This window comes from Spongiibacter sp. UBA1325, from assembly GCF_002306875.1.
Lineage (GTDB): Bacteria > Pseudomonadota > Gammaproteobacteria > Pseudomonadales > Spongiibacteraceae > Spongiibacter > Spongiibacter marinus.
Genome location: NZ_DBTD01000010.1, coordinates 692,021 through 710,147, shown reverse-complemented (window position 1 = coordinate 710,147; position 18,127 = coordinate 692,021). Strand labels below are relative to the sequence as shown.

General features: G+C 56.6%; 19 protein-coding genes. 8 read left to right on the top strand and 11 right to left on the bottom strand.

All coding sequences use genetic code 11. From position 1 onward, the window contains the following. Window positions 1–2 precede the first annotated feature (2 nt). Window positions 3–1,457, bottom strand: a complete 1,455-nt coding sequence (locus B3K78_RS15215; RefSeq protein WP_286696115.1) for an ATP-binding cassette domain-containing protein — start codon at window positions 1,455–1,457, stop codon at window positions 3–5. A 70-nt stretch (window positions 1,458–1,527) separates the two neighbouring features. Beyond that, on the bottom strand, window positions 1,528–2,403 hold the full coding sequence (locus B3K78_RS15210) for an LOG family protein (RefSeq protein WP_286696114.1): 876 nt from the start codon (window positions 2,401–2,403) through the stop codon (window positions 1,528–1,530). Window positions 2,404–2,582: 179 nt separating this feature from the next. Between B3K78_RS15210 and B3K78_RS15205 the strand changes: the two genes are divergently transcribed. From B3K78_RS15205 to B3K78_RS15195, 3 genes are read left to right on the top strand one after another with little or no spacing between them, the layout of a single operon-like run. Then, window positions 2,583–4,154: a cation:proton antiporter domain-containing protein gene (locus tag B3K78_RS15205; protein WP_286696113.1), complete on the top strand. Its 1,572-nt coding sequence runs from the start codon at window positions 2,583–2,585 to the stop codon at window positions 4,152–4,154. Between the two features lie 38 nt (window positions 4,155–4,192). Continuing rightward, window positions 4,193–5,506 (top strand): DUF2157 domain-containing protein, encoded by a 1,314-nt coding sequence (locus B3K78_RS15200; RefSeq protein ID WP_286696112.1) that lies wholly within the window; start codon window positions 4,193–4,195, stop codon window positions 5,504–5,506. After that, complete coding sequence (locus B3K78_RS15195; RefSeq protein WP_286696111.1) at window positions 5,496–6,443, top strand: GDYXXLXY domain-containing protein; 948 nt, start codon at window positions 5,496–5,498, stop codon at window positions 6,441–6,443. Before B3K78_RS15200 ends, B3K78_RS15195 begins: the two co-directional genes overlap by 11 nt. Window positions 6,444–6,490: 47 nt before the next feature. On the opposite strand, the gene B3K78_RS15190 is transcribed toward B3K78_RS15195, so the two are convergent. Further along, complete coding sequence (locus tag B3K78_RS15190) at window positions 6,491–7,708, bottom strand: acyl-CoA desaturase (RefSeq protein ID WP_286696110.1); 1,218 nt, start codon at window positions 7,706–7,708, stop codon at window positions 6,491–6,493. A 207-nt stretch (window positions 7,709–7,915) separates the two neighbouring features. Between B3K78_RS15190 and B3K78_RS15185 the strand changes: the two genes are divergently transcribed. Beyond that, complete coding sequence (locus B3K78_RS15185; RefSeq protein ID WP_286696109.1) at window positions 7,916–8,923, top strand: 2-dehydropantoate 2-reductase; 1,008 nt, start codon at window positions 7,916–7,918, stop codon at window positions 8,921–8,923. A gap of 15 nt (window positions 8,924–8,938) precedes the next feature. Here the strand turns inward: B3K78_RS15185 and B3K78_RS15180 are convergent, their stop codons facing one another. The 5 genes from B3K78_RS15180 to B3K78_RS15160 all read right to left on the bottom strand — a co-directional run bounded on the left by B3K78_RS15180 (window position 8,939) and on the right by B3K78_RS15160 (window position 12,542). Further along, entirely contained in the window at window positions 8,939–9,679 is a 741-nt protein-coding gene (locus tag B3K78_RS15180) for a hypothetical protein (protein WP_286696108.1), read from the bottom strand. Window positions 9,680–9,802: 123 nt separating this feature from the next. Continuing rightward, on the bottom strand, window positions 9,803–11,104 hold the full coding sequence (locus B3K78_RS15175) for a cobyrinic acid a,c-diamide synthase CobB (RefSeq protein ID WP_286696107.1): 1,302 nt from the start codon (window positions 11,102–11,104) through the stop codon (window positions 9,803–9,805). Between the two features lie 93 nt (window positions 11,105–11,197). Next, the gene (locus B3K78_RS15170; protein ID WP_027874297.1) at window positions 11,198–11,440 is read right to left on the bottom strand and encodes a DUF6868 family protein; all 243 of its coding nucleotides are present in this window, start codon (window positions 11,438–11,440) and stop codon (window positions 11,198–11,200) included. Window positions 11,441–11,455: 15 nt separating this feature from the next. Next, window positions 11,456–11,776, bottom strand: coding sequence for an Mpo1-like protein (locus B3K78_RS15165; protein WP_027874298.1), 321 nt, complete (start codon window positions 11,774–11,776; stop codon window positions 11,456–11,458). Between the two features lie 10 nt (window positions 11,777–11,786). Beyond that, complete coding sequence (locus B3K78_RS15160; RefSeq protein ID WP_204996712.1) at window positions 11,787–12,542, bottom strand: class II aldolase/adducin family protein; 756 nt, start codon at window positions 12,540–12,542, stop codon at window positions 11,787–11,789. 122 nt (window positions 12,543–12,664) lie between these two features. Between B3K78_RS15160 and B3K78_RS15155 the strand changes: the two genes are divergently transcribed. Continuing rightward, complete coding sequence (locus B3K78_RS15155) at window positions 12,665–13,360, top strand: Crp/Fnr family transcriptional regulator (RefSeq protein WP_051171211.1); 696 nt, start codon at window positions 12,665–12,667, stop codon at window positions 13,358–13,360. A gap of 17 nt (window positions 13,361–13,377) precedes the next feature. On the opposite strand, the gene B3K78_RS15150 is transcribed toward B3K78_RS15155, so the two are convergent. From B3K78_RS15150 to B3K78_RS15140, 3 genes are all read right to left on the bottom strand, one after another. After that, complete coding sequence (locus tag B3K78_RS15150; protein ID WP_286696106.1) at window positions 13,378–14,097, bottom strand: DUF481 domain-containing protein; 720 nt, start codon at window positions 14,095–14,097, stop codon at window positions 13,378–13,380. Window positions 14,098–14,217: 120 nt separating this feature from the next. Further along, window positions 14,218–15,033, bottom strand: coding sequence for a mechanosensitive ion channel family protein (locus B3K78_RS15145; protein WP_286696105.1), 816 nt, complete (start codon window positions 15,031–15,033; stop codon window positions 14,218–14,220). Between the two features lie 110 nt (window positions 15,034–15,143). Beyond that, complete coding sequence (locus B3K78_RS15140) at window positions 15,144–15,914, bottom strand: glucose 1-dehydrogenase (protein WP_286696104.1); 771 nt, start codon at window positions 15,912–15,914, stop codon at window positions 15,144–15,146. Between the two features lie 187 nt (window positions 15,915–16,101). Here B3K78_RS15140 and B3K78_RS15135 point away from each other — a divergent pair, with 187 nt between their 5' ends. From B3K78_RS15135 to B3K78_RS15125, 3 genes are all read left to right on the top strand, one after another. Further along, complete coding sequence (locus B3K78_RS15135; protein WP_204996716.1) at window positions 16,102–16,578, top strand: hypothetical protein; 477 nt, start codon at window positions 16,102–16,104, stop codon at window positions 16,576–16,578. A 57-nt stretch (window positions 16,579–16,635) separates the two neighbouring features. Next, window positions 16,636–16,902: a DUF4404 family protein gene (locus B3K78_RS15130; RefSeq protein WP_027874305.1), complete on the top strand. Its 267-nt coding sequence runs from the start codon at window positions 16,636–16,638 to the stop codon at window positions 16,900–16,902. A 213-nt stretch (window positions 16,903–17,115) separates the two neighbouring features. Continuing rightward, complete coding sequence (locus B3K78_RS15125) at window positions 17,116–18,120, top strand: NAD(P)H-dependent flavin oxidoreductase (protein ID WP_286696103.1); 1,005 nt, start codon at window positions 17,116–17,118, stop codon at window positions 18,118–18,120. Window positions 18,121–18,127 lie beyond the last annotated feature (7 nt).

Genomic DNA, 18,127 nt, shown 5'->3' with positions numbered 1-18,127 from the left:
GTTCAGCGCTCGCGAATAACCGCGGTGTAGCCACCCACCTCGGCGGCTTGTAACATCAAGTGTTGATTGATGCAGGCCGGAATCTCCTCTTCCCGGTGGCTGACAAACAAGATGCGAGTCTGGCTGTGCTCGGCGATGTAATCGACGGCGCCAAGCAGGCGGGCTTTTTGTTCTTCGTCTAAGCCGATGCAGGGTTCATCCAAAATCAAGATGCGGGGCGATTTAACCATTGCCCGGGCCAAAAGAATCATGCGTTGCTGGCCAAAGGAAAGCCGTTCAAAGCGCTGCTCGGCAAAGTCGCTGAGTTCTAGTGCGGCGAGCCACTCGCGCAAGCATTGCTGCTGCGAGGGACTGGGTTGGTCGTAAAGACCGACAGAGTCGAAGAAGCCGGAAGCGATCACATCGCTGGCCTTTACTCGTTTGAGGGAGTTCAATTGCATGCTGGTATTGAGCAGGCCAAATTGCGCCTTAATATCCCACAGGCTTTCGCCGCTGCCGCGGGTCTTGCCAAACAGGCGAATGTTCTGGCCATAAGCCTTGTCGTTTTCACCGCAGAGCAACCCGAGCAGGGTCGACTTTCCCGCGCCGTTGGGGCCGCTTATCCAGCAGTGGTGGTGGGGCATAAAGCGCCAGTTGATGTCGCTTAGCACCGGCGTACCGCGAAAATTCACATCGACATGTTGCAGCTCGAAAAGCGCTTCATCTTCGGGCCAGGGCGCAATCTCTGCCAGTGGCAGCGCGCGGCTGAAATGTTGGCGCGGTGCAAACCTGCGTCTCGCCTCAGCGGGTGAGCAGTGGCCGGTAATGCTGCCCTGAGACATGATCTGTACCTCGTCGATGCCGTCGGGAATGTCTGTGGCGCTTTTGGTGAGCAGCAGTACCGGGGTCGGTGAGGCGACCAGCTCGTCAAGTAACTGGCGAATATCCGCCTGCGCCTGAGCGTCCAGCCCTTCTAGCGGGTTGTCGATAATCAGCGCGGCGGGCTTTGCCAGCAAGGCGCGGGCAAGTAAGGTTTTTCTGCTCTCGCCGGTGGAGATAAAACGTATTCCCCGGTCGAGGATGTGCTCGATGCGCAGGCGTTGGCACAGCTGATCAAAGTTCTCGTCGGCAACCCCGCCCTGCAAAATGGCGTCGCGCACGCGGGTGCCAACATCAAAGGCATCTGCGCGGGTTTCGCTATCGTCAAAGCGGCGGTCATGCTCCATCAGCTGGCGGTGTTGGTCGAAGGAGATATGCGCAATATCCCCTGGCCCTATATGCTCGCCGTAGCTGCATTGGCCGCGGTTGGGGCGCAGTGTATCGGTAATAAGCTGCGCGAGGGTGGTTTTACCACAGCCATTGCTGCCGAGAATGGCGAGGTGTTTTCCCTTGGGCCAGCACCAGTTGAAGTCATCCAGAACTGGCTCGAGTTGGTGAGCAAAGCGGACGTTGTTGAGGCAAACGAGGTTGTCAGACATGGGCAGCAAGCGACTTTCAGACTAAAAACAGCGGACAGCGACTATACCATAGTCGCTGTCCGGCAAGGCGCTAGCAGCTTGGGCATTTTCCGGGGCTGAGGTCGTAAAAATCAATAATGGTTTGCCAGGCTTGGTCGGCGTTGTCGACAACGCTGATCATATTGACGTCGTCGGGGCTGATCACCCCCTCGTCGCGGAGAAACTCCAGGTTAATCGCATGCTGCCAAAACTCGTGTCCCACCAGAATAATGGGTACATCTCTGGACTTGCCGGTTTGTATTAATGTCAGCGCTTCGAACAGCTCGTCGAGGGTGCCGAAGCCGCCGGGAAATACCACCACGGCTTTGGCGCGCATCATAAAGTGCATTTTGCGTATGCCGAAGTAGTGGAAGCGGAAACAAAATTCGGGGCTGATGTAGGCGTTGGGGTGCTGTTCGTGGGGAAGGACGATATTCAGACCTAGCGATCGACCGCCAGCGTCACTGGCGCCGCGATTACTGGCTTCCATAATGCCGGGGCCGCCACCGGTGACGATATGTAACTGTTCCGCGCTCGGGCAATTCAGCGAATGTTCGGTAACCAGTTTGGCAAAGCGCTGCGCCTGTTCGTAATAGCGGCTGTTGCGTTGGTTGCGCTTGGCGGCGCGAATGGCTGCGGGGTCGCCACTGGCTTCGGCGGCTGCAAGGTTTTGCTTGGCGTCTTCGGGTGAAGGGAAGCGCGCACTGCCAAATACCGCAATGGTGGATTCGATGCCGTGTTGGCGCAGAATCATTTCCGGTTTTTGCAGTTCGAGGTGGAAGCGCACGCCGCGCAGCTCTTCACTGAGTAGAAAATCCTGGTCGGTGAACGCGAGCTTATAGGCCGGCGGATGGTCCGTTTCGCTGTGATCAAGCTCTTCCCGTGCTGAAGGAAAATTGGCATCGTGCAGGCGGTGTTTGTCGGACATATTGTGCTTCCTGTCGTCCTCGTGAGGCGAAATTGCCACACTTTCATATTGAGTATACGTCAGCCGACATAGAATGGACGGTAGGAGCGGAGTGATTTACCACGGTATGATAGTGTCTTGCGACGTATCGCTGCCGCGCACGGGTCGCACCACCGAGTTGTAAACAATGGAACGATGGAATGATTGAGCCCCTACTACTGGCGCTGGCATTTTTGGCTGGTTTGGTTTTTCGCCGGATGGATATGCCGCCGTTGCTGGGCTTTCTGGTTGCGGGCTTTCTCGCCGGGGCATTGGAGCTGGGAGACCCGGATGTCGTAAAACTGATGGCCGATATCGGGGTGGTGCTGCTGCTGTTCACCATTGGCCTGAAACTGAAATTGCGCGAACTATTGGCCCCGCAAATATGGGCGAGCGCCAGTTTGCACGCTCTGCTAGTGGTTCCGTTAACCACCGTGGTGCTGCTCAGCCTGCATTACTTACTGCCCCATTATTCAGCACTGCCGAGTCAAACGGCATGGATTCTTGCTTTCGCGCTGTCGTTTTCGAGCACGGTCTTTGCAGTAAAGATTTTTGAACAGCGCGGTGAGGGCGCGGCCCTGCATGCGCAGATCGCAGTGGGCATCCTGATCGTTCAGGATCTGATGGCGGTGGCGTTCCTGTTATTTTCTGCCGACCATCCGCCCAGTATTTGGGCGCTTGCGCTGCTGGCATTGCCGCTGTTGCGCCGGCCTCTGCTGAGTTTGTTGAACTGGGCGGGGCACGGTGAGCTGCTGGTGCTCTACGGTTTGTCGATGGCACTGGCAGGGGCGTGGTTGTTTGAGACGCTGCATTTAAAGGCCGGTTTGGGCGCGCTGCTGTTTGGCATACTGCTGGCGAATAGCGACAAGAGTGTTGAGCTGTATAAGAGCCTGGTAAGTCTTAAAGACATTTTCCTCACGGCGTTTTTCCTCAGCATCGGTTATTACGGGCTACCGTCGTGGGACATGGCACTGATCGCTATGTTGCTGGCGGCGCTGGTGTTGATCCGCCCCTTTCTCTATTTCGGCTTGCTATTGTTGTTTCGGCTTAGAGCCCGCACCGGCTTGTTGGCCGGCCTGTCGTTGAGCAGCTATAGCGAGTTTGGCCTGATTGTTGCTGCATTGGCGGTACAGGAGAATATGCTGGAGCCGCAGTGGTTGACGATTTTGGCAATGGCGATGGCGCTGTCTCTCTTTATTGCCTCGTCGTTAAACCGTCGCGCCGGTGACCTATACAGCCGCTTTGGCGAATTGTTGCAACGTTATGAGCGCCGCTGCTTGTTGCCGTCTGAGCGTCCGGCTGACTTGGGCGACGCCGATATATTGATTCTGGGCATGGGGCGTATCGGCAGCGGCGCCTACGATTATCTGGGACGCCACTATCCGGGGCGGATCGTGGGTGTGGAAGAAAGTGCCGACAAAGCCCAGCAAATGCGTGGTGAGGGCCTGCGCTGTGTCGCGGGAGATGCCAGCGATCGCGACTTTTTGGAGCGATCCGCATTGGCGCGCCGCCAGGTAATTTTAGTGTGTTTGAGCAACCACAGTGAAAACGTTCAGGTTGTGAAAATGCTGCAAAGCCTTGGCTATACCGGGAAAATTGCGGCGATTTCTCGCTTCCCGGATCAGCAGCGGGAGCTGCAAGCGATGGGCTGCATTAGCTTCAATTTGTACGCCGAGGCGGGTTATGGCTTTGCCGAGCGGGTATTAGAAGAGTTAGAGATTGCCACGCGCTAACACGCGGCGGCGAGTGAGCAGGGAGCGAATTTCAACGGATGGACAGTCACAAACCTTGGTTGCGTGCTGAAATTGCACAGTGGTTGCGCGATGGCCTCATCGACGACCAACAGGCAGCGCAGCTATACGCTCGCTATCCGCTAGCGCCTCAGCAGGCGCCGCGGGCGTGGGGTAAGCTGATCTTTGCAGCAATTGGCGCGGTAGTGTTTGGCTTGGGCGTGATTTTGCTGTTTGCCTATAACTGGGAGGCCATGCACCGCTATACCAAACTGTCTGCGGTGGCCGGCGGCTTTGCCATCAGTCATCTGCTGGCATGGTGGTGGCGCCAAGACCCTCGTCTGGCAGAGGTGTTTCACTTGTTGGGCACCATGCTGTTTGGCGGCGCATTGTGGCTGATCGCTCAGATTTACCACGTCGACGTAAACTACCCTGAGGGCTTTATGCTGTGGTCTGCTGCCGCGGTGGCAATGGCTTGGGTATTGCCCTCTACGGCGCACGGAATACTTGCCTGCCTATTGATTTGTGGCTGGACGGCGATGCAAGTGTTTGCCTTTGAGCGGCCACACCTGCCGGGCACGGCAGCCCTGTTGCTGGGGCTGTTGCCGCTGGCTTGGCGGCAGCGCTCTACATTGCTGTTGCGTGCGGTGTTGGTTTTGCTACCCGTTAGCCTGTTGTTCAATAGTTGGATTTTCGACAGCGATATCGTCCTGTTACACGCGGTATTCATTGCCGCGATCTACTTATGGGCAGAGCGTTTGGCGCCGGTACTTCAATGGCGAGAGAGCGTTCCCGCGCTGCATCAGACAGGCCTGTTGTTGTGGTGGGCTTGCCTGTTACTGCTGAGCATTCAAGATGTCAGCTGGGCCTTTTCGGTCGGCCATCGCAGCGGCGATGCGCTGTTGGGGCTCGCCCCGGCGCAGTTGATCAGCGCCAGCATGCTACTGGTGATTGTGGTCTTTGCGGGGCTTTGCTTTGGCCGTTCGTCGCTGCGCCCGCGCAGCGGGCCACAATGGCTTGAGTTGGCGTGCCTGGCGTTGCCGCTGCTGGTGCTGTGCGCGAGCTATAGTGTTTACCCAATGCCGGTGGCGGTGCAGTTCTCGGCCAATATCGCCTTGCTGGCATATGCCCTATTGTTTATCTATCGCGGCAGCGAATACCTGATGAAAGGCAGCCTGTCGGCAGGTGGCGCGCTGTTAACGCTATTACTGCTGCTGCGTTTCAATGACCTGTTTCACAGCTTGCTCGCCAGGGCTTCGCTCTTTTTACTGCTCGGCACCCTGCTTATTTTGGCTGGGCTACGATTCTCCCGCCAGCAAGAGCGTCAGAAGTTGGGGGTGAGCCATGCGCGCTAGTTGGTTAGGCATTGCGATTCTCGCGCAATTCGCGCTGTTGGCGTGGCAGACCTATGGCTGGGAAAACCTTTTGCAAAACGGCAAGGGCGTCTTTCTTCGCAGCATGCCGGTCGACCCGCGCGACCCGATGCGCGGCGATTATCTGCGGTTGAATTACGCCGCGAATAATGTACCCAGTCATCTGTATCGCGGGCCTGCGCCCTTGTCTAGCCTGAAGCGCGGCGACAGTGTTTACACGGCCTTGGAATCGGTGGGCGGCGTGGCGGCGGTAACATCGGTAAATAGCGCGCCGCCGTCGTCAGGCCTGTTCATCAAGGGACGTCTGACGTGGTCGCCGCAGGGTGAAAGACTCGGTATAGCCTATGGCCTGGGGCAGCTTTATCGTCAGCAAGGCCGCGCTCTGGAGATGGAGCTAATGCAAGGCGGCGAGGAGGGTGTGCCTCGCAGTCTTGATATTGAACTAGCTGTCGACGACCGCGGCCGAGCACTAATTCGCGGGTATCGCTGGGCCGACTTGGGCATGGCCGTTACGGTGGTTAATGGCGATACGCCAGTGCTAGAGGTACGTATTCGCAACTATGCAGACGACACCGCGTATATCTCCAGTGACGCTCAGCACTGTGCTTTTGATATTGTGTTTAGCGACCCCCAGCCGCAGTCATTAGCGTTTGCCCCCTCACTTTGCGACGCCTTGGAAGTGTCGTCGCGACAGGCAATTGCGGCGGGACAAGAGGCTCTGCTTCGCATTGATTTGTCGGCTGAGCGCTGGACCGTGTTGGGGAATGACGGAGTGGCACGGCCGCTCTGGCACCAGAGGCCGCTGCCGAGTCTGCGCCTGGTATACCAAGAGCAGAATACCGCTGCTGGCGGCGGGCAGCTGCAGCTTTGGTCGCAGCCGTTTAACTTGCCGCGCTTGTCTGGCTCCGGGCAGGAATAAAAAAAGCGCCCTAAGGCGCTTTCTTTACATCAACAGTAGTGAGGCGATTATGCCATCTGTGTGTTGAGCATTTGCAGGCGCTTGCGCTGCATTTTCAATGTGTATTCCAACTCTTTAAATCGGCTGCGCAACGTTGCGTGCTCCCAGGCCTCGGCCAGATTGTGCTGAAGCTGTTCCTTGTGCTCAGTGAGGTTTTGCTGCAGCGCTGATTTTTGCGCGGCAAGTGAGGCGCGCTTGGCATCCATCCACTGCTGGCTAACGGCATTCCAATCGGCCAGTGTCTTGCGGAATTGCTGATATTCCTGCTCGAGAAATTCGCGCAGGTGGGGGGCATCGGCAGTGCGATTAAGCAGGGCCTGCTCGGTGCGCTTGAACTGCATAGTCAGCACGGCGCGCTGAATTTTAAAGTCGGGTACTTTTCTCAGGTCCCAGGTCAGGCCCACCCACGACGCCGACTTGATCAGCCACTTTGTGGGGTCGTACTGCCACCAGCGAATGCCATTGCGGTAATCGTTTTGAAAAATGTGGTGGTAGTTGTGGTAGCCCTCGCCGTAGGTAAAGAGCGCCAGCAGGTCATTATCGCGGGCGGTGTTTTCATCGGTGTAGGGGCGTCGGCCCCAGTAGTGGGCCAGGGAGTTGATGAAGAAGGTAGTGTGATGGCTAACCACCAGGCGCAGTACGCCGGCCAGCAGGATGTGCTCGAGCATATTGCCTGTGATAACGCCCAACGCCAGTGCTGGCAGGAAGTTCATAATGATCACCAGCGCCAGATAGTTACGATGCTGCCACATGACAATTTTGTCGCGCTGCAAATCGCGGGCATTGGAGAAATCTTCTGCGCTGGCGGGGTAGTCGCGCAGCATCCAGCCGATATGCGAGAACCACAGGCCGCGCTTAGCTGAGTAGGGGTCGTGCTCTACATCGTCAACATGGCGGTGGTGGCGGCGGTGGCCGCTCGCCCAAATAAGAATGCTGTTTTGTGTGGCGGCAGCGCCAAATAGTGCGAAGAACAGCTTCAGGCTCCAGTGGGCTTTGTAAGCGTTGTGCGCCCACAGACGGTGATAGCCAGCGGTAATAGACATGCCGTTCGCGCCCAATACCAATACAAAGCCGATCCAGCCCGCTGCCGTGAAGCCGTGAGTCAGGCCGTACCAGGGCACGCCGATCGCAGCGATCAGGAATGTCACGCTGAATAAAATGGTTTGCAGCCAGAGCAGGGGCGGTTTGCTATCGTTCTGCTGTGTCTGGGAGATTTCTTCAGGCATGCGGTCACCGTTAAACGAAAGTAAAGACAAAATGGCACGGGCGTTTTTTTCAGCGGATCAGTGTACCCAATGCTAGGAAGCAATGACAGTTACAAACAGATGACATTGGGTCATTCTAGGCTATAGTCTGGCGAGAGCTTGGTTGAGTGCCAATACGGGCTTTACTCAATGAATACTGTGGATAATGCAGGCGCGAAGGGAGAGGTTGTGACAGTTACAGTCGGGATTGTTGGAGCGGGCAGTATCGGTTGTTACGTCGGTGGTGCGCTGCAGATGGGCGGCGCAGAGGTTCACCTGTTAGCGCGCCCGCGCATGGTGGATGAGCTGAAGGAGCAGGGATTAACGATTAGCGACTTCAGAGGCCTGCGTCATCACTGCCCCCCACAGAGCTTGCATGTGCATACCGATGTGGAGGCGATGGCGGGATTGGACTGTTTGATTGTGACGGTGAAGTCGGCGGATACCGATACCGTGGCCGCGCAGCTGGCACCCCACGTGGGCGCCGATACGGTGGTGATTAGCCTGCAAAATGGCATCGATAATGCGCCGCGCTTGTCAGCTGCTCTGCCCCAGTGCTGCGTATTGCCCGGCATGATCGCGTTTAATGTGCTGCAGCGCGGGCAGGGAGTCTTTCACGCGGGAACCGATGGCGCAATTATGGTTGAGCGCAGCGCGCGTATTGGCCATATCGATACGCTGTTTGCCGCCAGTGCCACCCCCTTTGAGTGGCATAGCGATATGCGCTCGGTGCAGTGGTCAAAGCTGTTGCTGAACCTCAATAACCCGATTAATGCGCTGTCGGGCTTGCCACTAAAAGAAGAGTTGTCTCAGCGGCATTACCGGCGCTGTTTGGCGCGCTTGCAGCGCGAGGCGCTGGCCGCAATTCGCCAGGCAGATATTCCTCTGCAACGCCTGACGGCGGTGCCGCCGCGCTGGCTGCCACGCGTTTTGGATACCCCCGATTGGCTGTTTACCAAAATTGCCCAGCCGATGCTGGCGATGGACCCGCTGGCTCGTTCGTCGATGTGGGAAGATTTGGAGCGCGGGCGGCGCACCGAGATTGATTGGCTCAACGGTGAGGTTGTGAGACTGGCGGCGCAGCAGGGCACGCAGGCGTCGGCCAATAGCCGGGTACTCGACTTGGTAAAAAAAGCAGAGCAGGGGGGGCGCCGAGACTACAGTGGTGAGGAATTGTGGGCTTTACTCAGCGATTAAGTTGTCGCCCCACCACTACTGCGCGCTGATTCGAGTCGGTTCGACCGGTGACGTTACGCGGCGTTGACCGCCAGGGTAGCTCACTACCATGCGCCCACCCATAATGCGGTAGGTAAACTGCTCTCGCCATTCGCCGCGGTCATCGGCAAATAGAATCTTGCCATTTTCCGCCTTCCAGCGGTGACTGTCGGCATGGCTGCAAGGGTCTTGGTAGCTGGAGGCGCGTCGGCTATCTATCATTCTCGTCGCCTCACAGGCGGTGCCGTCGGCGCGAAAGTGAATGCTCCACTGCTCCCCCATGTAGGGGTTGTCGATGCTGCCGCCGAGCTTCGTGTCACTGCTCCAGGTACCAATAAGCGCGTCGTCCACGGCGGCCAGTTGGTCATTGGCCGACAGGGTATAGCGCTCGCCGTCCAGCGTGAGTGCCACACTGTCCTGGCCGATGCGGGTTAGGCTGAAGGGTTTTTCTTCTGCCATCGCGCTGGCACGCAGCGGTTTATAGCTGCCGGTAATGACCGCGCCGTTTACGCTGCCCAGCAGGATATAGCGGTTTAGCGCATCGCCCATCTGCAGCTTGGCGCTGATCATCGACGGGAAACTACGCCCCGAATCGATGTGGAGCATCCAGGTTTGTCCGTCAACGTCTGAACTATAGCGCTCCCGAAAGCCCTCCGTGCCTGCCGACGCACACAGCGGCAAGAGCAACAGGCTCAGCAGTCCAAGGTGAGTAAGCACCGCGGGAATTGTCCGTTTCATTTGTCCCCCTAATAATTATTAAACGTCGGGGCAATTCGCATGGCACACTTTATAGCATTTGCGCCACAAAGCCGAGCCCCATTTTGGGGCGGCAATGTGTTGTGCGATCAAAGTGTTGTGTGGTCAGAGCTCGGGCTTACCGGATAACCAGTCACAAATTTTTTGTGGCTCGGAGGAAAAATACCAGTGTACAAAACTGGCGATAGTGCGTTTTTCACGCAAGATCAATTCGCCTTTGCGACCGTCTGAATAGGCGCTGCGTGGCAGCTCGTCGGCATTGCCGGGCTCGTCGACAATGCTGGCGTAATGAAAGCTGTGGCCGCGCAAACGGGTGCCGGGCAGAGACTGATAGCCTAAACCAGCCAACCGTTCATTCACCTTGGCGCGCAGTGGAAATATCCCGCACAGTGGCGCGCAGCGCTCGTCGTGGCTGAGACTCTCGAGCAAATAGAGCATGCCGCCGCACTCGGCCATACAGGGTTTGTCAGCCTCAATGTGCTGGCGAATGGCGCTGATCATGGCGTGGTTGTTGGCTAGGGTCTCCAAGTGTAGCTCGGGGTAGCCGCCGGGCAGGTAGAGGGCGTCGCAGTCGGGTAACTGGGTATCTGAGAGGGGCGAAAAATAGTGAACCGTGGCGCCCTCGCGCTGCAAAAAGTCCATGTTGGCGTGGTAGATAAAGCTAAATACCGCGTCTTTGGCCACCGCGATGCGCATACCTTGCAGTCGCGGGCCCTCGTGCTGAACCTCCGGTTGAGTCAGGCTGTCTTCTTCAATGCGCAGTTTTCCCCAGGGCAGTGCTTGCGCGATCTCCGTCAACTGCTCCGCCATTGCTGCGGCGGCATGTTGAGCAGCGCTGCGATCTTCCGCGCCGATGCCCAGATGGCGCTCGTGGACGGCCAGCGCTTTGTCGCGTTTGATACTGCCGAGCATCGTCAGCGGCGGGCGTACGCTTTCTGCCAGAAGTGAGGCGTGGCGGTCGCTGCCTACTTTGTTGGCGATTACCGCCGCAACGTTTACATCGGGATCGTAATTTGCCAGACCGTACATCAGGGCGCCAAAGGTCTGCGCCATGGCGCTGGCATCGGCGACGATACACACCGGAATTCGGTAATCCCGCGCCAAGCGTGCGACGCTGTGTTCACCATCAAACAGCCCCATTACGCCTTCGATAATTATGTCGTCCACTTCATTTTGAGCGCGGCAAAGTTCTGCGGCAATCTCTCTTTCGCCGAGCATCCAGTAGTCCAGCTGGCGCACTTCAAGTCTGGTGGCGGCCTCGATAAATTGCGGGTCCAGGTAGTCTGGCCCCATTTTATAGACGCGGATACGCCGGTTCCCGCCGCCAAGTGCTTTGGCTAGCCCTGCGGTGACAAGGGTTTTCCCGTGGCCGCTGCCCGGGGATGCAAGGATAATAATTCTGCTCATTGCGCGTTACTCAACGTTCAGCGCGCCAGGCGCTGGAAAATTTAACGCCGCACTGTAGCAGAAATGTGTGAAGGAATGTCGAGTGTGGAAGCGCTAACGCATTAGCATAAGGGCGAGCCAGGGGCTTAGATTAAAAAAGATATAGAACACTTTAAATAGCATTAACCCTTGTGCGTACAGCAGTTGCAAGCGCGCAGCAGGGATGTTCAATACGCGACTTTGCAGGCGCAAAATCGCGGTGGGACATTGCAGTGCCACGGCACTGCTAATCAGTAGTAGGCCGCCATTGATCAAGCAACAGTAGTAGAGGATGGCTTCTAACTGAAGTAGCGTCATGGCGGCCTCCCTTGCTTAAAGCGCCAGCTTGCCGGTTAACAGGTCTTTTGCCATGACCCAGTCGCCAATAAAGCTATACAGCGGGTGCTGAAAGGTGGCCGGTTTGTTTTTTTCAAAGAAGAAATGCCCCACCCAGGCAAAGCCGTAGCCGACAACAGGTAGCAGCCACAGCAAGGCATATTGCGCGGTGCTCACGCTAAATGCCAGCAGTGCCAGTACTAACAGGCTGCCGATCAAGTGCAGGCGTCGGCAAGTGCGATTCTCATGCTCCGCCAAGTAGTAGGGATAGAACTCTGCAAAGCTGCTGAAATGGCGTTTTTCACTGGTGTTTTCCATGCGGTCCTCCTCAGGCGTCATAGCCGGGGTTTTGGCGATTCAAGCGGCGCAGCAATCCCGGCCAAGCCAGGTCGCCGAACAGGCCTTTGGTAACGATGCGCGCGGCTTCTTTAACGCCATCGACAATCTCTGGCTGCACCGGCGTTAGCTCGCGGCTGCCAGCCAGGGCGCGTACTTGGATCATACAAGTTGCTTCGAAGATGTACATGGCTAAAAACGCGTCGGCGGGTGTCATGCCCACGGTGAGTAGCCCGTGATTGCGCAGCATTAAAAAGGTGTTGTCGGAGAGGTCTGCGACAAGGCGCGGCTTTTCTTCCTCGTTTAAGGCGATACCCTCGTAGTCGTGGTAGCCCAATGATGCCAGTACCAGGGTTGCTTGCTGGGAAATGGGCAGCACACCTTCAGCTTGGGCAGAGACGGCGACGCCGTTGATGGAGTGGGTATGCATCACGCAGTGGGCATCGTCGCGGGCGGCGTGAACGGCGCTGTGAATGGTGAAACCAGCGGGATTGACGGGATAGGGCGACTCCATGACTTTCTCGCCATTCTGGTCGACTTTCACCAACGAGGACGCGGTGACCTCCTCGAACATCATGCCGTAGGGGTTGATCAAAAAGTGGTTGTCGGCACCCGGCACGCGGGCGGAAATATGGGTGAAAACCAGGTCGTCCCAACCGAATAATGCGACCAGACGGTAGGCGGCGGCAAGGTCGACACGCAATTGCCACTCTTCGGCGGACACCTGTGATTTAATCTCTGCTGTCATGGTTGAGCTCCTGTTTACTATTATGATTCAGTCTCAGTTTGCCCGACGAGGTGGCATGGCAACTGTCACGAAATTGACAATTGGCCAATTATTCTCATTAGCCTGAGTGTAGCGGAGGAAGGGTGGTCGACAAGCGCGATATTCTGCGGGGTAACCCGATAATGGTCGGTTTGCCTGCGGAGTTGGTGGAAATCCTGCTGTCGCAGTGCAAGATCCGGCGGCTGAAGGATGGCGAGTTTCTGTACGAGCAGGGCGAAGCCGGGGAGGCGATGTACGGCGTTCTGGAAGGGCGAATCCGCCTGAGTAATAGCAGCCCCGATGGCCGAGAATTGTTGGTGATGTTGGCGGAACGCGGCGATTGGATTGGCGAGGTATCGTTATTTGATGGCGAGCCGCGCAGCCAGGATGCCTATGCCCTGGGCGATACGCAGGTGCTGGTGGTAGCCAGGCATCAGCTCGATACGCTGCTGGACGCCCAGCCGAGGTTGTACCGTTATTTTCTTCTTATGCTGTGCCGAAAATTGCGCCTTGCTCTGTCCTATGTCGAGTCTGCGGCGCTGTACTCTCTGTCGTCCAGGTTGGCGCAGCGACTGTTGGACCTGCAGCAGTACTACGGCAGCGAGGAGGGGGACGATATCAATATGCACCTTCCTCAGGAAGACTTAGCGAAAATGCTGGCAGTGTCTCGTCAGGCAGTGAGCCGGGAATTGAAGCGCCTGGAGAAGGCCGGATTGATTGCCTTGTCTTACGGTAAGCTGCGAGTGCTTGATCGCGAGGGCCTGCGCGCTGAGGCGCAGGCGGAGAGCGCGGGGCAATAATTGCCCCGCAGAGATTTTTAAAAGCTGTAGACCAGGGTCACTGCCGTTTGCTTGTCCATGTGGACATTGCTGTTGGGCACGACTTCGTTGTATTCCATGGTGTAGCTGATTTTTAAACCGAAGCCGCCGATAATCTTGGTCTTCAGCGCGGTAACGGATTTGCTTACCGTGTTTTTGTCGCCGCTTTCTACTGACAGGCTTTGCTCGAATGTCGCGGTTTCGGACACTTTGGCTTTCAGGTCGGTAGACAGGCGCAAGATGGCTTCTTCCGTTTTACCGTCGCCCTCGGCACTGCCGGTGTCGAATTCGCTAATACGGAAACCCGGGCCGACTTCAGCGTCCCAGACCACGCGGTCATTTTTCAACAGACGGCGACCGTAGCCACCGGCGATAGTGGCTTGATACACGTAGCCGCTAAAGCGATCTTTGTCGACCGACACGTAACCGAAGCTGTAATTGAAGTCACTGATATCGTAAGACAGGCGGTCGGAGATAAAGTACTGCTCTTCCGAACGTACACCTTCTACTTCGCTGTTTTGGGCGTTGGCTTTTACCACATTGGTCCACAGGCCGCTTTTGCGGCTGGCTGTGCCTTTGGCCAGCAGGCTGGTCTCGTTGCTGTTGCCATCGGTTTGATAGTAACCAAACTCAACATCCCCTTCCCATGTTGGCGTTTCATCTGCCTGGGCAGCATTTGCGCAGAGAAGGCTCAATACTATGCTTACGGGAACTCTCATCGATTTTCCTTGTGTCTACCGTGCGGGAATTTAGCGTGTGCATGGTAATCAGACCTGCGTTCAGGTCAACTAAAAAGGGCAGCTAATGCTGCCCTTTCTCTGGTATTCCTACCGTTTGCCTCAGTCTTCCTTGTGAAAGTGAACATCCATTTGCGGGTAGGGAATACCGATACCGGCTTCGTCGAAAGCGAGTTTAATTTTTTCGGTGAGGTCCCAGTATGTTGGCCAGTAGTCCTCGGTTTTTACCCAGGGACGACAGATCAGGTCAACGGACGACGCCCCAAGGGCAGCAACTGCGATGCGCGGAGCGGGGTCTTTCAGTATGCGCTCATCGGCGTTGACCAGCCGCTCCAGCGTTTCCTTAGCCAGCTTAATGTCGGCGTCATAGGAAATACCCACCAGCAGATCGACACGGCGACGGGGCTTCACACTGTAGTTGGTGATTGCACCGGACATGACCTGAGAGTTGGGGATCACGATGCGCTTGTTATCACCGGTCACCAAAATCGTCGAAAACAAGCTTATGTCTTCCACGGTGCCAGAACAGCCACCGGCGTCTACCCAGTCGCCCACCCGGCAGGGGCGGAAAGCGATTAATAACACCCCCGCGGCAAAGTTTGCCAGCGAGCCCTGTAGGGCTAAGCCAACGGCCAAGCCGGCGGCACCCAGAGCGGCGATCACCGATGCGGTTTGTATGCCAGCGTGCGCCAGAGCGGGGATCAGGGCGACAGCAAAGATGATAAAAAATACTAATTTGCTGATGAAGGCATTCAAGGTTGGGTCGAAATTGCGCTTCTCTAATCCGGATCGTGCGAAGCCAGAGAACAGTTTCGCCATCCAGTAGCCGACCAATACAATCGCCAGCGCGCCCGCCGCGCGAATGCCCATATCGATTGCCTCGGGGCCGTACTGTTCCAATAACGCTTGTGGATCCATGCAAACCTCGTTGTGAATAGAATTAAACGCTGATTATAGACACGATGTGCTCCCCGCCATCAAGTGGGGGAAGCCGCTACGTCTTCTAGTGAATATTGGATCAGTGGCTGCTAAAAAGGCCAGGTGGTCGATTCCGCGCCACCGTCAACTTCAATGATCTTTCCTGTTACCCAGCGTGCCGCTGGCGACGCCAGGTAAACGGCAGCGGCAGCAATATCCCGAGGCTCGCCCAGGCACTGCATTGGCGTCAGCGCCGACATTTTTTCGCGGGTATTCTCGTCGAGAAATTGTTTCAGCGCGTCGGTCATTATGGTGCCGGGGGAAATACCGTTTACCCTGATAGTCGGCGCGAAATCGGCAGCCAATAAGCGCGTGAGTTGCGTCAATGCCGCTTTTGCTGTGCCGTAGCTGCTAAAGCCCTTTTGGGCGTAGCGCGCCGATGCCGACGTGATATTGATGATCTTGCCGCGGCTTTTTTCAAGCGCGGGCTGGGCGAGCCGGCAGAGGTTAAATGCGCTGGTGACGTTGAAGTCGAAATCACGATTAAAGGTTTTGGCGTCGGTTTTCAGCGGGTCGTTCGGCCAGGCGCCGCCGGCATTGTTCACAACGATATCCAGGCGGCCAAACTCATTAACGGCGGTGTTTACAAGCGCTTGCAATTGCTCTTCCTGCGCAACATCGCATACCTGAGCAATGGCGTTGCCGCCAGTGGCTTTGCAGCTTGCCACGGTCTTTTCCAAATCCTCCAGTGTGCGCGCAGCGCAAATAACGGTCGCCCCGGCCTGTGCAAAGTGCTCGGCAATGCCGCGGCCAATACCCCGGCCCGCGCCAGTCACAATGGCCACTTGTCCTGAAAGAGAAAATAGTGCGTCGAGAGACATCTGAAGTTCCTATTATTGTTGGCCTTAGCGGCGAAATTTATGCACAGCATTACTGTTCTTCGGTGGATGGGCAATGCGCTGGCAAAACGCGGCAGGCCGCGGTTTGTATTTTTGGACTTGAATTTACAAATGATAATCATTATCGTTTGTAGGTGTTGCCAGATTTGCTTTAGTCTAGGAGATAATGATGAGCATACGATTTCTATGTGAGAGCCACCGCCAGCAGTTGCAGCGCAGCGAGGCGGTGGCCAGCCAGCGTTGGGAAGAGTGGATGGAAGCCGGCAGAGAAGCCTACGCGCAGCGAGACTGGGTGCCGGCGCTGCGGTATTTGGGGTGCTGTTTTGAGCTGAGTGAATTGATGTTGTCGGGCGAGCGCGAGTTGGCGCTTGAGGACGTCGATCGGCATATGCTGTCGGGCCATTACCTGTCGGAGTGTTTTGCTCGCTGTGGCGATCCCTCGCTGCAGCAACACTGTTTACTTGCGGTCCATCATCGTCTGCTGCAAGCCTTGCGCAACGGTTTAGGGCGGCGTCTACCGCTGTACAAAAATGTTGAGATCTCTCTACAAATGCTTGAACGCTTTTACCGTGAAGGGGGGCGTATGGATGAGCTGGCTCACTGTCAGCGGGAGAGTCGTCGGCTACTGCGCAGCTGTTACCACTAGCTAGGCGTGACGTTCGGCTCTTGCTATGCTGTAAGCCTGAAATACAGGAGTACGGTCATGGACCCAAAACATGTTCACGAGCAGCTTAACCGCCTGCAAAGTGAGATTGATGATTTACCGGTAGAGAGCGGCGAACGGGCTAAATTGCACGCGCTGGTTGAAGATATCGACCGCGAGCTGGGCAGCGGCCCGGAGTTAGTGCTGGAAGACACTGGCTTGCAAGAGCGCCTTGATGAAATGGTGTCGAGCTTTGAGGTTGACCACCCAACGATCTCAGGCTTACTAAAAGATATTATGGTTAAGCTCGCCAGCATTGGCGTGTAAGCGTTTTGCTTAAATTCGGGGTGTGCCAGCTCGCCTGGCAATGCCCCGATGTTACTTCTTAAGCGGTATTTTCCCCCGCCACGATCTCTTCGCCACCATCTCGTCGTCATTTCCTTGCTCCCTGACTTTTCCGGCTTCGTTCCCGCTGGTATTCCTGCGCCCGCTGCGCTAGCTTGATTGACTCTGCTAAAAGCAATAACAAACGAGGTTGATATGTCTCTGCCTGACTCTTTGGCATCCCGCCTGCGCTTGCCCGTTGTGGCGGCGCCGATGTTTCTCGCTTCGGGCCCCGAGCTGGTGATCGAAACCTGTAAGGCCGGGGTTGTGGGCTCATTCCCGGCGCTGAACCAACGCAGCAGCGAAGGCTTAGAGGCTTGGCTTATAGAAATTCAGTCAGCACTTGCCGATTTCGAGCGCAGCTCGGGGCGCGAGGCGGCGCCCTTTGCAGTGAATCTAATTGTGCACGGCAGTAATCCGCGGCTGGAGGCTGATTTGGCGCTTTGCGTGAAGTACCAAGTGCCGATTGTCATTACGTCACTGGGGGCCGCCGCACAAGTGATTGACGCGGTTCACAGTTATGGCGGTTTGGTGTTTCACGATGTGATTAACGCTCGTCACGCGCGCAAAGCGGCGGCAGCTGGTGTCGACGGCTTGATCGCCGTTGCGTCAGGAGCCGGCGGCCACGCGGGCAGTACGAGTCCGTTTGCGCTGGTGGCTGAAATCCGCCAGTTCTTCGATAAAACGCTATTGCTTGCGGGCGCTATGTCGTCGGGCTCGGATATCGCGGCGGCTCAGATGATGGGCGCCGATCTCGCTTATATGGGCACCCGTTTTATTTGCACACAGGAGTGTCAGGTCGACAGTGATTACAAGCAAATGGTGATGGACTGCCGTGCAGAAGATATTGTGTATACGCCGAATATTTCCGGTGTGAACGCGAATTTTATGCGCCCCAGTATCGTTGCCGCTGGCCTGGACCCCGATAATTTGGCTCCAAAAAAAGGCATCGACTTCGGGGCTGAGTTGACGGTGGATGGCGACCAGCAGCGTGCAGAAAAAGCCAGCGGAGCCTGGAAGGCTATTTGGTCCGCCGGGCAGGGGGCGGGCAGTATCGATAACTGCCCCCGTGTTGCCGAACTTGTCGATCGCTTGGCCGAGGAATATCTGCAGGCGCAGCAGCGCGGCAACCACGCTTTCCAGATGTTTAAAACGCAGTGAGGACAGG

Excerpts from the sequence above, each read along its gene's own strand:
- B3K78_RS15140 (WP_286696104.1), bottom strand. The coding sequence starts at position 15,914 with ATGTCTCTCGACGCACTATTTTCTCTTTCAGGACAAGTGGCCATTGTG.
- B3K78_RS15195 (WP_286696111.1), top strand. The coding sequence starts at position 5,496 with ATGCGCGCTAGTTGGTTAGGCATTGCGATTCTCGCGCAATTCGCGCTG.
- B3K78_RS15145 (WP_286696105.1), bottom strand. The coding sequence starts at position 15,033 with ATGGATCCACAAGCGTTATTGGAACAGTACGGCCCCGAGGCAATCGAT.
- B3K78_RS15125 (WP_286696103.1), top strand. The coding sequence starts at position 17,116 with ATGTCTCTGCCTGACTCTTTGGCATCCCGCCTGCGCTTGCCCGTTGTG.
- B3K78_RS15175 (WP_286696107.1), bottom strand. The coding sequence starts at position 11,104 with ATGAGCAGAATTATTATCCTTGCATCCCCGGGCAGCGGCCACGGGAAA.
- B3K78_RS15215 (WP_286696115.1), bottom strand. The coding sequence starts at position 1,457 with ATGTCTGACAACCTCGTTTGCCTCAACAACGTCCGCTTTGCTCACCAA.
- B3K78_RS15200 (WP_286696112.1), top strand. The coding sequence starts at position 4,193 with ATGGACAGTCACAAACCTTGGTTGCGTGCTGAAATTGCACAGTGGTTG.
- B3K78_RS15130 (WP_027874305.1), top strand. The coding sequence starts at position 16,636 with ATGGACCCAAAACATGTTCACGAGCAGCTTAACCGCCTGCAAAGTGAG.
- B3K78_RS15190 (WP_286696110.1), bottom strand. The coding sequence starts at position 7,708 with ATGCCTGAAGAAATCTCCCAGACACAGCAGAACGATAGCAAACCGCCC.
- B3K78_RS15135 (WP_204996716.1), top strand. The coding sequence starts at position 16,102 with ATGAGCATACGATTTCTATGTGAGAGCCACCGCCAGCAGTTGCAGCGC.
- B3K78_RS15160 (WP_204996712.1), bottom strand. The coding sequence starts at position 12,542 with ATGACAGCAGAGATTAAATCACAGGTGTCCGCCGAAGAGTGGCAATTG.
- B3K78_RS15150 (WP_286696106.1), bottom strand. The coding sequence starts at position 14,097 with ATGAGAGTTCCCGTAAGCATAGTATTGAGCCTTCTCTGCGCAAATGCT.
- B3K78_RS15165 (WP_027874298.1), bottom strand. The coding sequence starts at position 11,776 with ATGGAAAACACCAGTGAAAAACGCCATTTCAGCAGCTTTGCAGAGTTC.
- B3K78_RS15180 (WP_286696108.1), bottom strand. The coding sequence starts at position 9,679 with ATGAAACGGACAATTCCCGCGGTGCTTACTCACCTTGGACTGCTGAGC.
- B3K78_RS15210 (WP_286696114.1), bottom strand. The coding sequence starts at position 2,403 with ATGTCCGACAAACACCGCCTGCACGATGCCAATTTTCCTTCAGCACGG.
- B3K78_RS15205 (WP_286696113.1), top strand. The coding sequence starts at position 2,583 with ATGATTGAGCCCCTACTACTGGCGCTGGCATTTTTGGCTGGTTTGGTT.
- B3K78_RS15170 (WP_027874297.1), bottom strand. The coding sequence starts at position 11,440 with ATGACGCTACTTCAGTTAGAAGCCATCCTCTACTACTGTTGCTTGATC.